This is a genomic window from Bacillus sp. COPE52, from assembly GCF_003355115.1.
Taxonomy (GTDB): Bacteria; Bacillota; Bacilli; order Bacillales; family Bacillaceae_G; genus Bacillus_A; species Bacillus_A toyonensis.
Genome location: NZ_CP031292.1, coordinates 4,432,532 through 4,445,935 on the forward strand (window position 1 = coordinate 4,432,532; position 13,404 = coordinate 4,445,935).

Genomic DNA, 13,404 nt, shown 5'->3' on the forward strand with positions numbered 1-13,404 from the left:
CGCTGAAGAACAACCAGTTGTAGAAGAAGGGCCAGTCGCTGAAGAACAACCAGTTGTAGAAGAAGGGCCAGTCGCTGAAGAACAACCAGTTGTAGAAGAAGGGCCAGTCGCTGAAGAACAACCAGTTGCAGAAGAAGGGCCAGCCGCTGAAGAACAACCAGTTGTAGAAGAAGGGCCAGTCGCTGAAGAACAACCAGTTGTAGAAGAAGGGCCAGTCGCTAAAGAACAACCAATTGTGCAAAAAGAAGAGCCAAAACGTGAGAAAAAGCGTCATGTACCATTTAATGTTGTTATGTTGAAACAAGACAGAACGCGATTAATGGAAAGACATGCGGCTAGAACGAGTGCAATGCAATCTTCTATGAGTGAGCGAGTAGAGAATAAGCCTGTACACCAATTAGAAGAACAACCAACGCAACAAATGGTAGTAGAACCACAAGTGGAAGAGAAACCAATGCAGCAAGTGGTAGTAGAACCACAAGTGGAAGAAAAGCCAATGCAGCAAGTGGTAGTAGAGCCACAAGTGGAAGAAAAGCCAATGCAGCAAGTGGTAGTAGAACCACAAGTGGAAGAACAACCAGCGCAACAAATGGTAGTAGAATCACGAATGGAAGAACAACCAGTGCAACAAATGGTAGTAGAATCACGAGTGGAAGAAAGACCAGTACAACAAATGGTTGCAGGGCAAGTACAAAAGCCAAGTTCAAGTACAGAACCACAAGAGAAAGCATATGTTGTAAATCAAAGAGAGAACGATATGCGAAATGTATTACAAACACCACCAACATATACCGTTCCGCCATTAGCATTATTGTCAATCCCGCAACAGTCAGCGTTAGATAATACGGAATGGTTGGAAGAGCAAAAAGAATTGTTAGATACAACGTTTAATAATTTCCATGTTGGAGCACATGTTATTAATGTATCGCAAGGGCCGGCAGTAACTCGTTTTGAAGTACAGCCAGATCCAGGTGTGAAAGTAAATAAAATTACAAACTTAAGTGATGATATTAAGCTGAGTTTAGCTGCGAAAGATATTCGTATTGAAGCACCAATTCCAGGGAAGAGTGCGATTGGAATTGAAGTTCCAAATAAAGAAAGTAAGCCAGTATTTCTTCGTGAAATTTTAAGAAGTCCTGTGTTTACAAAGAGTGAATCACCACTTACTGTTGCGCTTGGACTTGATATTTCTGGTGATCCAATTGTAACGGATATTCGAAAAATGCCACACGGACTTATTGCGGGTGCAACGGGTTCTGGTAAAAGTGTGTGTATTAACGCAATTTTAACGAGTATTTTATATAAAGCGAAGCCACATGAAGTGAAGTTAATACTAATTGATCCGAAGATGGTTGAGCTTGCACCATATAATTCTGTTCCGCATCTTGTAGCACCTGTTATTACGGATGTAAAAGCAGCTACTGCTGCATTAAAGTGGGCAGTTGAAGAGATGGAACGCCGTTATGAATTGTTCGCGCATGCTGGTGCTCGTGATTTAACGCGTTATAATACGATTGTAAGCGAGCGAGAAATTCCGGGTGAGACATTGCCTTACATTGTTATCGTCATTGACGAGTTAGCTGATTTAATGATGGTGGCACCTGGTGATGTTGAGGAGGCGATTTGTCGTATTGCCCAAAAAGCTCGTGCTTGTGGTATTCACTTATTAGTTGCGACGCAGCGTCCATCGGTAGATGTTATTACAGGTTTAATTAAATCAAATATTCCAACGCGTATTGCGTTTACTGTATCATCTCAAGTTGATTCGCGTACGATTATCGATATTGGTGGCGCGGAAAAATTACTTGGCCGTGGTGATATGTTATTCTTAGGGAACGGTACATCTAAGCCAGTTCGTGTACAAGGTGTATATGTATCGGATGATGAGATTGAAAAAACAGTTGATCATGTGAAAAAGCAAATGAAGCCGAATTACTTATTTAAGCAAGAGGATTTATTAGCAAAATCAGAACAGAGTGAGTCGGAAGATGAACTATTTTTAGATGCATGTCAATTTGTTGTAGAACAAGGGGGAGCGTCCACATCTTCTGTACAGCGAAAATTCCGCATCGGTTATAATCGCGCGGCACGTCTCATTGAAGAGATGGAATCGCAAGGGATTATTTCTGAAGGAAGAGGAACGAAACCGAGAGATGTCCTTATTTCTGAGGATGAATTCGCTGCTATGCAGGAAACAAATATATAGTAAACGGTTTTGCTGTATACTAAGAGAAAATGTTGGATAGTAAAGTAGGGAGTAAAGCGACATGAAAGAAATTGAATTAAAATTAAAAGGTGAAATAAATAGACTAACAAATAGAACATTTAAATTTGACGAACGTGTTGGAGAAGGTTGGTTCTCTGCCGTTTACTTTTTAAAGACTAGAGAAATCATTGAAGAATTTCGCCCGAAAAGTATTGTAACGATGCAATTTTTCCAAAAGGAAAATGCAGTTCTTTGCGGAACAGATGAAGTAATTGCATTGCTGCAAACATTCGCTAAAAATCCTGAGGAACTTGAAATTAACTCTTTAAAAGATGGCGATAATATTAGTCCATTTGAAACAGTGTTAACAATTCATGGTCCTTATGAAAATTTCGGATTTTTAGAAGGTGTCATTGATGGGATTTTAGCTCGTCGTACATCGGTTGCGACAAACGTATATAACGTTGTCCAAGCTGCACGTAGTGTAGATAAAGAAAAACCAGTTATTTTCATGGGAGACCGTGACGATCATTATACACAACAAGCTGGTGACGGTTATGCAGCATACATCGGAGGTATGAGCGCACAAGCGACGCATGCGATGAATGAATGGTGGGGCAGAAGTGGTATGGGGACGATGCCTCACGCATTAATTCAAATGTTTAATGGTGATGTTGTGGAAGCCGCAAAAGCATATCATAAGAAATTCCCAGAAGATGAATTAGTTGTATTAATTGATTACAATAATGATGTCATTACAGATGCACTTCGCGTAGCGCGTGAATTTGGATCAACATTAAAAGGTGTGCGTGTCGATACGTCTCGTACAATGATTGATCAATACTTCATTCGTCACCCAGAAGTACTTGGAACATTCGATCCACGTGGTGTAAACCCATCGCTTGTATTTGCACTTCGTAAAGCACTTGATGAGGAAGGATTCCAGCATGTAGACATCGTTGTAACTGGTGGATTTGATGAGAAGCGTATTCGTGAATTTGAAGCTCAAAACGTGCCTGTGGATATATACGGGGTAGGAAGTAGCTTATTAAAAATGAATATTGGCTTTACTGGTGATAACGTAGAATTAAATGGAAAACCAGAAGCGAAAGCTGGCCGTAAATATCGTCCAAACCCACGTCTAGAGCGTGTTCAATTAGAAACAAGAGAAGATATGTAAAAGAGAGGAAAACTGATAGGTGATTGACCCTATCAGTTTTTCTGTTATCATAGTATAGCGGCTTCTTTTTTGCTATAATGGACTTGATATGGGCATACAAAGAAGTACGTACGAGTTTATCCTGATAAGTGAAGAGAAAGAATAACTTCACTACATCAAAATGTATGATGATTACCAAAATAAGAAAAGATTCATATACTGTCTTATAGATAGGCCGTTGTATTAGTTCGAAATGTTGGAGGTTCTTTAAGATGACAGTTTACCATTTTGTAGGAATTAAAGGAACAGGAATGAGTTCATTAGCACAAATTCTTCATGACATGAAGCATACTGTTCAAGGGTCTGATTATGAAAAGCGTTTCTTTACACAAACAGCGTTGGAAAAGCGTAATATCTCAATCCTTCCTTTTGATAAAAATAATGTTAAAGAAGGACAAGTGATTATTGCAGGAAATGCATTCCCTGATACGCATGAAGAAATCGTAGCAGCGAAAGAATTAAACATCCCAGTACATCGTTACCACCACTTTTTAGGTGACCTTATGAACCAATACACAAGTGTTGCTGTAACTGGTGCACATGGAAAAACATCAACAACAGGTTTGTTAGCCCATGTAATGCAAGGTGCACACCCGACATCTTACCTTATTGGCGATGGAACTGGGCATGGGGTAGAAAATAGTAAGTATTTTGTATTTGAAGCTTGTGAGTATCGTCGTCATTTCTTGTCTTACAATCCAGACTATGCAATTATGACAAATATTGATTTTGATCATCCAGATTATTTTGCAGACATCAATGATGTATTTGGTGCATTCCAAGAGATGGCATTGCAAGTGAAAAAGGGTATTATTGCATGTGGTGATGATGAAGAACTTCAAAAAATTCAAGCGAAAGTACCTGTTATTTTCTATGGATTTGGAGAAGATAATGATTTCCAAGCACGTAACATTCAAAAGAGAACAGATGGTACAATATTCGATGTATTCGTTCGTAATACGTACTATGACACGTTCAAAATTACAGGATACGGCAACCACAGTGTATTAAATGCATTAGCAGTAATTGCGCTTTGCCATTACGAAAATGTTGATGTAGAAGCAGTTAAACATCAATTAACAACTTTTGAAGGCGTAAAACGTCGCTTTAATGAAAAGCCGATGGGAGAGCAAGTTATCATCGATGACTACGCACACCATCCGACAGAAATTAACGCAACGATTGAAGCTGCTCGTCAAAAACACCCAGAGCGTGAAGTTGTCGCTGTATTCCAGCCACATACATTCTCACGTACAGAAAAGTTCTTAGATGAGTTCGCAGAAAGCCTAAGCAAAGCTGACCAAGTATACTTATGTGATATTTTCGGATCAGCACGTGAAAACAAAGGTGACTTAACAATCGAAGATCTGCAAAAGCGTATTGACGGTGCAGAACTAATTACAGATACAACAACGGATGTATTAAAGAAACATAAAAACGGCGTTCTAATTTTCATGGGCGCAGGAGACATCCAAAAATTCGAAGCAGCTTACGTAAAAGAAGTTCAAGTTGCAGAGAAGTAATAGAAAAGACGCATAGCTTGGCTGTGCGTCTTTTTTGTTGTGTTCATATTTTATCCCGCTATTTGTGGGCAGTAAAACTCCCACTGATTAAAGTTTCATTTTATTTGCGTATTGACCTAGAGTTAACTCTAGGTTGTAAGATAAATATGTAAAAACAAGGGGGAGAGAACATGTATAAAATCGGTGAAGTAGCAGAGTTAACAGGGATGGGGATTCATACTTTGCGCTATTATGAGAAGTTAGGTTTATTACCACCACCAACGCGAAATAGCGGCATTCGTCAGTATACAGAAGGTGATGTGCGTCTATTAAAATTCTTATATTCATTAAAGCAAACTGGAATGTCATTAGAAGAAATCGCTGAGTTTGCAAGTGATGGATGTATTATAGAGGAAATCAAGCAGCGGAAAGAGGAAGTACCTACGAAAGTAAAAAAGAGAATTTTAATTTTAACAACTCACTTAGAGCGGTTAAAAGAACAACAGGAACAATTGCAAAAAGTAGTTCAACTAACAGAAGAGAAATTAGAAATTTATTACGGTTTTTTAGAAGAGAAAAACTCGGAGGCTGACAATGAAGAATAAAGTATATGCGCAGCTGTTAGGATTTGCGATATTTACTGGTGGGACATTTAACGCTTCGAAATATGCGGTGCAGTATTTCGAAGCGATTCATATAGCGGCATGGCGCTTTGGAATTGCTGCACTTGTGATGTTATGTCTATTAAAAATACGAAAAGATTTTGAGTGGGAAGTATGGAGACAGAATAGGGCTTATTACCTTTTGCTTGGTATAGTTGGTGTATTCGGCTTTAACTTCTTTTTCTTTTTAGGAATGAAATATACAGAAGCTATGAATGGTGCACTTATTATGTCGACAAATCCGCTCGTTACGACGTTATTAGCAAGTGTCATTTTACGAGAGAAAATAGTGAAGAGCCAAGTAATTGGAATGTTACTTGCGCTACTTGGTGTTGTTTTTGTGCTTACACAAGGCTCGTTTACCGCACTACAACATTTATCATTTTCTAAAGGGGATTTTTATATTATACTAGGGAATATTTGTTGGGCGTTATACGGTGTACTAGGTAGAAGATTTATTAAAGCTGGTAGCCCAATACAAACGACGACATATACGATGACGATTGGTGCGCTTGCCTTTATTATGATATCTTCCACGCAAAAAAGTATAGTACCCGTTTCGGAGGTTCCTTTATTAGCTTGGGGAGCGATTCTCTTCATGGCAATGGGAATGAGTGTGCTCGGTTACTTATGGTGGAATAATGGAATCGCTCAAATTGGTGCAGCGAGAACATCTTTATTTTTTAATTTAGTGCCTGTTGTTACAATGCTTATTTCTTTTATAGAAGGAGTAAATATAACACCCGCACAATGTATAGGGATGATATTAGTTGTTACGGGAGTATTGTATTCTTCCGGTTTTATACAAATAAAATCAAAAGAAAGTGTGAATATTTAACATTATTTATTTTGAGATGTTAGAATAATAAGAAAAAATAAAAAGGGGACTAAAAAACATGTTCACACTCCGAGTAGATGACGAAATCGAACTACAATTACTAGAAAAACATCATAAAGAGGAATTATATGAATTATTAGATCAAAATCGTAACCATTTAAGAAGATGGCTCCCTTGGGTAGATGGAACGAAATCTGCTGATGCTTATGATGAGATTTTTCCGATGTGGTTAAAGAAATTTGCAGAGGGAAACGGTTTTGAAAGTGGTATACGTTACAAAGGAAAGCTCGTTGGAATGGTAGGAATTCATCCGGTAAGCTGGGGGAAGAAAGCGACGAGTCTTGGATATTATCTTACAGAAGATGCTGGTGGGAAAGGCATTATGACGCGTAGCGTAAAGGCTGTACTTCATTATGCATTTGAAAATTTAAAGCTGAATAAAGTTGAAATCAGGTGCGGTGTTGAAAATGTGAAAAGCCGCGCGATTCCAGAACGTTTAGGGTTTACATTAGATGGTATTTTAAGAGATGATGAATGGATATATGATCATTTTCATGATATCGCTGTATATAGTTTACTAGCTTCAGAATGGAAGGATATTCGATGAACGAGAAGATTCGTATTATTCCGTATGAAAGTACGTTTCAAGAGGAAGTAGTAGATCTTATCGTTCATATTCAGCAAAAAGAGTATAATGTTCCCATTACGAAAGAAGAGCAACCTGATTTACTTGAAATAGAAACATTCTATCAAAAGGATCACGGAAACTTTTGGATAGCAATTTATGATGGTAAAGTAGTTGGAACAGTAGCTTTATTAGATATTGAGAATCATCAAGTAGCGCTAAGAAAAATGTTCGTACAAAAAGAGTTTCGTGGAAAAGAATGGGGCGCCTCACATATGTTGCTTCAAAAAGCAATTTCATGGGCTGAGGATAAAAAATTGAAGGATATTTACTTAGGAACAACAGTGAAATTTTTAGCTGCACATCGTTTTTATGAAAAGAATGGTTTTCAAAGTGTGAGTATAGACGAGTTGCCGAAAAACTTTCCAGTGTTACAGGTAGATAAGAAATTTTATAGGTACATTGTGAAAAAGGTCATGTAGAAATGGCCTTTTTTTATGAACTAAAATGGAAAAAAATGTTATAATTTAAGTTAGGGGGTGCGTGTATGAATATTCCGATTCAAAGAAGTAAGTCGGTAGTAATTTTCGTTTGTCTCACGTTAGTTTTTATGTTCGTATATCCACTTGTCATGCTTTTCGCAAATAAAGAGCAGTGGATGTCAGCATTAATTGGGATGGGTTTATGCTTTATTGTAAATGTACCACTCGTTTGGGAAGTATTTATTAAAAAACATAAAGTAGAAAATGGCGTGCTAAAGTACGGTATTTTAAATGATGATATCGTATTGAAAGAGATAAGAATAATTCGTCAAGTTGGAAAGTCCCTTGAAATTACGACGAATGCATACAAAGTACATATGATTGCGATGCCGCAAGATATGACGCAGTTTGTATCACTTGTAGAAAAAGAAAATCCGAATGTGAAAATAGAAATGGTAGGGAAGAAATGAAATATGTAAAACCTTTGTTTTGCTTGGAAATTTTGTTCGTGATTGTTGGCTGCACTAGAGTATATATGAAATGGGATCTGCCTTTATATGTTCCGATATTGATTGGTACTATTGCAGTGGCGCTTTTGTATTATTTTCACTTCCAGCAAACAAAAAGCGAGAAAAGTAGCTCAATATAGAGTGAAGATAAAAAAACGCTCGGATAAAATCCCGAGCGTTTTTGTTATTATTTTAAGTTCTCTGGGTTTAAAGCTTCTAGTTCAGATACAACGAAGCGTCCGTCTTTACGGATTAGTACGTCGTCGAAGTAAATTTCGCCGCCGCCATATTCAGGGCGCTGGATGCATACTAAATCCCAGTGGATGTTAGAGTTGTTGCCGTTCCATGCATCGTCGTAAGCCTGTCCAGGAGTGAAATGGAAGCTGCCATCGATTTTTTCATCGAATAGGATGTCTCCCATTGGATGTAAGATGTATGGGTTTACGCCAATTGCGAATTCACCAACGTAGCGTGCACCTTCGTCTGTATCAAAGATTTTGTTAATGCGCTCTGAATCGTTTGCAGTTGCTTCAACGATTTGGCCGTTCTCAAACTTAAGTTGTACATTTTCAAATGTATAACCGTTGTAAGGAGATGGTGTGTTGTAAGAAACTGTACCGTTAACAGAATCACGAACTGGTGCAGAGTATACTTCACCGTCTGGAATGTTTAAATGACCTGAGCATTTAATAGCTGGAATGTCTTTAATAGAGAATGTTAAGTCAGTTCCAGGACCAGTTAGGCGAACTTTATCTGTTTTATTCATTAATGTAACAAGGCTATCCATCGCCTTATCCATTTTACCGTAGTCTAAGTTACATACTTCGAAGTAGAAGTCTTCGAAAGCTTCTGTGCTCATTTTAGCAAGCTGTGCCATAGAAGCATTTGGGTAGCGAAGAACAACCCAGCGTGTTTTCGGAACACGGATGTCTCTATGAACTTTTTTACCAACTGTTTGACCGTGAACTTTCATGCGCTCACTTGGAACGTCAGCTTGTTCGTTAATGTTGTCGCCAGAGCGAAGCCCGATATAAGCGTCCATATCTTTCATTACGCTCGCTTCATATGCGGCGATTTGTTCAAAATGTTCTTCAGTAGCACCCATTAATAAAGAGCGATCTACTTGATGATCTTTTAAAGAAACGAATGGGAAACCACCAGCTGCATATGCTTCTTTTACAAGTGCAGTTACAAGTTCTTTTTGTAAGCCAAAGTTTTCAATTAATACTTTCTCGCCTTTTTGTAAGCGAATAGAGTAGTTAATTAAATTGTATGCTAACTTTTCAATGCGTGGATCTTTCATATGTAAAGCCTCCCTACTAATTATGTATCCTTTCTTATTGTAACCTACTTAGTGGAATTTGTTGAATCATTTATGTTAAAGTTAACGAATAAGTATGAAAATTCTAATGAAAAGATAGGGATTAGAATGAAACGGAAAATGATTGTATAATAGGATAAAGTATGAAAAAAGATAAAGGAAGTGATGAAATGCAAGTTCTTTTATATGTAAGTGCGGCTATTATCGCGGTTGCTTTTGCCGTATTAGTAGTGTATGTATGTAGAACGTTGTTATCGGTTCAGAAGACGTTAGAAAACGTTGCGAGCACGTTAGAAGGTTTAGAAAAGCAAATGCAAGGAATTAGCGTAGAGACGGAGCAATTATTACATAAAACAAATGCGTTAGCTGATGATATTCAACAGAAGTCGCAATCATTAAATAAAGTGGTAGCAGGTGTAGATGGAATTGGAACAACAATCCATTCTTTAAATACGAAACTTCGTAATGTATCAGAGTCTGTTACGGACGAAATTGAAAATAATGCAGATAAAGTAGCGCAAGTTGTACAGTGGAGTAGTGCAGCGATTGAAGTATACAATCATTACCGTGCATCGAGACAAGAGAAGAAGGTTGAAAAAGAAGAGCGTAAATTAGAAAAAATTGAGAAAAAAGCTGAAAAGAACGAGAAGCGCTCTAGATTTCGTATGAGAGGTGAATCTTGATGAATATGACAAAACTTGAAACAATTGAAGAGCTTGAAGTCTTAGTAGAAAAGAACGAGCCTTATGTTCTTTTTAAACATAGTACGACATGCCCGATTAGTCATGGTGCATACACAGAGTTTCAAGCGTACTGCAATGAAGAAAGAGAAGTACCAGCGTATTACTTATACGTGCAAGATGCGAGAGATGTTTCGAATCGTGTTGCAGAACAGTACAGTATTAAGCACGAATCACCACAAGTGTTATACATAAAAGATGGGCTAGTAGTATGGAATACTTCTCATTGGAATATTAAAAAAGATGCTTTAGAAGAGAATATAAAGTAAAAAGAAGCAAGCTAAAGGTGCTTGCTTCTTTTTTTTGTTTTTGTTGAAATATATTTAATGGTACACTATGAATAGTTCAAACTAAATAATTAGATTGTTGAAAGTGGGTTTTAAGTAATGAAGAAAATGGCATTATCCTTCGCAGTCGTAAGCTTATTACTGGGAGCTTGTAGTAATAATACGATTAGCAAGAAGGATGAAGTTATACAAAAAGATACAAAAGAAAAAAGTATGATTCCGAGAACTGCTGTTTCTAAGGATTATTATAGAACTGTTATTCCTTTAAAAGAACAAAAGGTTATTAATACAGCTAATATAAAAACAAATTCTAAATTAGATTTAGCAGAGTATGAAAATGGTTTAATGAATATTGCAATGCAACAATTTGATACAGAAAATCACGTATTACAATTAAATCAGTATATTCCAGAGAAGTTAATTGATGAACTAGTCGCGAAAGTAGAAGCACCAGTTTTAACGAATATTATAGAACAAGACTATTTCGGGAAACAGAATTCAAATGAATTAAGTTTATCTGGTGTCATGATTGGTTTATCTATGTCTACAAGTGTATCAAATGAAGAAGCCATTTCTAAAGGTACAGAAGTTGCTAAACAACTTATAGAAGCTATTAATAAAAATGATAAATATAACAAATCTCCAATTACGTTTGCTATTTTTAAACAAGAAAGTACAAGTTCGTTAAAAAATGGTACGTATATTGCTAGTGCTACCGTTCAAAAAAATGATACGAACCTTGGAAGTTGGAATACAATCGATGAAAAAGCGTATTCATATCCTTCTGATGAATTTACACAAGCACATGGGGAAGATAATACAAAAATAAGTGAATTTGGTAAGGCAATAAAAGAGTTTTCTCCTGGAGATTTTATCCCAGTTAATGCTAAAGTTACTTATAAGAAAAATCAAATGGATACATTAAATATGAATATTGTTATTAAATATAATGGTAAAACAGAATTAATGGCTCTTACTCAAATGGCCGCTCAAGGTATGTTAGAGAAATTGCCTAAAGATGCGAAAGTACAATTACAAATAAAGTCCGAGAGTAAAATCGAGGCAGTTATTGTAAAAGAGAAAAACAGCGATAAACCGTTTGTTTCCTTCTTGTAAAAAAAAAGACAGTTTTAAACTGTCTTTTTTTATTGTGAGTGAAAATGTTCGATGTTTTTTTATAGTAATTCATTGCGGTATATCGTGTGATAATTGAATGTGTACCAGCTATAATAAATTGCCTTTATGTGAACAAGGTATTCGCACGTATGAAAGAGCGACGTGTAATACGCTTAATATCTCCGCTGTATCGATTTTAAAGAAAGAAACACATTTACCTATCGTTGTCGATGTTACGCATTCTACAGGGCAACGTGACCTTCTGCCACCAGCTGCAAAAGCAGCGATGGCAATTTGTGCAGATGCAGCGCAGTGAATGAATATCTCACAGTTCAATGACTTTATGAAAGAATTAAAAGTATTTGGAAGTAAATCACAAAAAAGAAATAAGCATTCCAAAAAACATTTTGGAACAGTTTCCTCTCTATTATATAGTGCCTGTTGTGTTCGATTTTTGTTGGTAAATCGATATGTTTAAAAAATTGTTCATATAATTTGAGTTGCAATCGATATATGCGAAAAATCGCTCATATAATTTGAGTTGTGGTCAATATATTTGAAAAATCGCTCATATCAATTTCATTTACTATCGTACGGTTTAAAATAAGGTTTCTACTTATGAAACATCTATATTTTTACAAAAAATACCCTTTTTTTCATAAAAAATACGAAAATACGAGAAAAGAAGCGAATTTTTTCGAAACTTTTGCGGGAAAATATTGTATGAGCCTGCGTTTTTATCGTATCATTAGTAAAAGGAAGAACTCGGGACGATTGGTGGCATCTGCAAATAGAGTTGATGTCTTTTTTTCATTCAAGTAACCGATACATAAAAATAGATAACAAAAATAGAAGGAGTGTGCGATGAGATGAACGTAACAATCTATGATGTAGCGCGCGAAGCGAACGTTTCAATGGCTACCGTATCTCGTGTTGTGAACGGTAACCCAAATGTAAAGCCTACAACAAGAAAGAAAGTATTAGAAGCAATTGATCGTTTAGGATACCGCCCAAATGCGGTAGCACGTGGACTAGCAAGTAAGAAGACAACTACAGTGGGTGTTATTATTCCTGATATCTCAAATACGTTTTATGCAGAACTTGCTCGTGGAATTGAAGATATCGCAACAATGTACAAATATAACATCATTTTAAGTAACTCTGACCAAAACAAAGAGAAAGAGTTCCATTTATTAAATACGATGCTTGGAAAACAAGTAGACGGAATTGTTTTCATGGGTGAAGATATTACAGACATTCACATTGAAGAATTTAAAAAGTCTCCAGTACCGATTGTATTAGCAGCATCATTTGATGAGCAAAATGAAACGCCATCAGTAAATATTGATTATACACAAGCAGCTTACGATGCAATGAAGCACTTTATTGAGCAAGGACATAAACGTATTGGTTTCGTCTCTGGTCCTTTCATTGATAAAGCGGGAAGCGCTAAAAAGTTACAAGGTTATAAAAAAGCTTTAGAAGAAGCAAGTATTTCATATGATGAAAATCTTGTAATCGATGGAGATTACACATATGATTCAGGTATCGAAGCATTCGAAAAGCTTTGGAGTATGGATGAAAAGCCAACAGCTATCTTCGTATCTTCTGATGAAATGGCACTAGGTGTAATCCACGCAGCTCAAGATGCTGGATTAAACGTACCAACTGATATAGAAGTACTTGGTTTCGATAATACACGCCTTGCACTAATGGTACGCCCGCAGCTTTCAACAGTTGTACAGCCAATGTATGATATCGGTGCAGTAGCAATGCGTTTATTAACAAAGTATATGAACAAAGAAAAAGTGGAAGATCACACTGTTATCTTACCTCACCGTATCCAATTTAGAGATTCAACGAAGTAAGTATAAAAAAGCTCACAGCAATTGCTGTG

The 13,404-nt window shown here is 36.8% G+C and carries 14 protein-coding genes and 1 pseudogene; 14 read left to right on the top strand and 1 reads right to left on the bottom strand.

All coding sequences use genetic code 11. The features are described from left to right. The 9 genes from DPQ31_RS29420 to DPQ31_RS22435 all read left to right on the top strand — a co-directional run. The coding region (locus DPQ31_RS29420; protein WP_261797464.1) for a DNA translocase FtsK at positions 1-2,206 on the top strand (2,206 nt) is incomplete at its 5' end. Between the two features lie 61 nt (positions 2,207-2,267). Then, entirely contained in the window at positions 2,268-3,386 is a 1,119-nt protein-coding gene (locus tag DPQ31_RS22400; RefSeq protein ID WP_000658377.1) for a nicotinate phosphoribosyltransferase, read from the top strand. Between the two features lie 251 nt (positions 3,387-3,637). Beyond that, on the top strand, positions 3,638-4,948 hold the full coding sequence (murC, locus tag DPQ31_RS22405; RefSeq protein ID WP_000219460.1) for a UDP-N-acetylmuramate--L-alanine ligase: 1,311 nt from the start codon (positions 3,638-3,640) through the stop codon (positions 4,946-4,948). Positions 4,949-5,118: 170 nt separating this feature from the next. After that, positions 5,119-5,532: a MerR family transcriptional regulator gene (locus DPQ31_RS22410; RefSeq protein ID WP_000276596.1), complete on the top strand. Its 414-nt coding sequence runs from the start codon at positions 5,119-5,121 to the stop codon at positions 5,530-5,532. Next, on the top strand, positions 5,522-6,427 hold the full coding sequence (locus DPQ31_RS22415) for a DMT family transporter (protein ID WP_097959323.1): 906 nt from the start codon (positions 5,522-5,524) through the stop codon (positions 6,425-6,427). Before DPQ31_RS22410 ends, DPQ31_RS22415 begins: the two co-directional genes overlap by 11 nt. Before the next feature lie 58 nt (positions 6,428-6,485). Continuing rightward, on the top strand, positions 6,486-7,034 hold the full coding sequence (locus tag DPQ31_RS22420) for a GNAT family N-acetyltransferase (protein WP_000494651.1): 549 nt from the start codon (positions 6,486-6,488) through the stop codon (positions 7,032-7,034). Continuing rightward, on the top strand, positions 7,031-7,534 hold the full coding sequence (locus DPQ31_RS22425) for a GNAT family N-acetyltransferase (protein WP_098911640.1): 504 nt from the start codon (positions 7,031-7,033) through the stop codon (positions 7,532-7,534). Before DPQ31_RS22420 ends, DPQ31_RS22425 begins: the two co-directional genes overlap by 4 nt. Positions 7,535-7,599: 65 nt before the next feature. Beyond that, positions 7,600-8,004 (top strand): PH domain-containing protein, encoded by a 405-nt coding sequence (locus DPQ31_RS22430; protein WP_001025038.1) that lies wholly within the window; start codon positions 7,600-7,602, stop codon positions 8,002-8,004. Then, positions 8,001-8,183 (top strand): hypothetical protein, encoded by a 183-nt coding sequence (locus DPQ31_RS22435; RefSeq protein ID WP_081339638.1) that lies wholly within the window; start codon positions 8,001-8,003, stop codon positions 8,181-8,183. The genes DPQ31_RS22430 and DPQ31_RS22435 overlap by 4 nt, the downstream gene beginning before the upstream one ends. A gap of 47 nt (positions 8,184-8,230) precedes the next feature. Here the strand turns inward: DPQ31_RS22435 and DPQ31_RS22440 are convergent, their stop codons facing one another. Next, positions 8,231-9,346 (bottom strand): aminopeptidase, encoded by a 1,116-nt coding sequence (locus tag DPQ31_RS22440; protein ID WP_000654730.1) that lies wholly within the window; start codon positions 9,344-9,346, stop codon positions 8,231-8,233. Between the two features lie 188 nt (positions 9,347-9,534). Between DPQ31_RS22440 and DPQ31_RS22445 the strand changes: the two genes are divergently transcribed. From DPQ31_RS22445 to ccpA, 5 genes and pseudogenes are all read left to right on the top strand, one after another. Continuing rightward, entirely contained in the window at positions 9,535-10,047 is a 513-nt protein-coding gene (locus DPQ31_RS22445) for a DUF948 domain-containing protein (RefSeq protein ID WP_033657337.1), read from the top strand. Next, on the top strand, positions 10,047-10,373 hold the full coding sequence (ytxJ, locus tag DPQ31_RS22450) for a bacillithiol system redox-active protein YtxJ (protein ID WP_001057464.1): 327 nt from the start codon (positions 10,047-10,049) through the stop codon (positions 10,371-10,373). The genes DPQ31_RS22445 and ytxJ overlap by 1 nt, the downstream gene beginning before the upstream one ends. Before the next feature lie 117 nt (positions 10,374-10,490). Next, positions 10,491-11,507, top strand: coding sequence for a CamS family sex pheromone protein (locus tag DPQ31_RS22455; protein WP_000738035.1), 1,017 nt, complete (start codon positions 10,491-10,493; stop codon positions 11,505-11,507). A 121-nt stretch (positions 11,508-11,628) separates the two neighbouring features. Beyond that, positions 11,629-11,823, top strand: a pseudogene (locus DPQ31_RS22460) (chorismate mutase); the annotation flags it as partial. Between the two features lie 553 nt (positions 11,824-12,376). Then, complete coding sequence (gene ccpA, locus DPQ31_RS22465; RefSeq protein WP_001103299.1) at positions 12,377-13,375, top strand: catabolite control protein A; 999 nt, start codon at positions 12,377-12,379, stop codon at positions 13,373-13,375. The last annotated feature ends 29 nt before the right edge of the window (positions 13,376-13,404 follow it).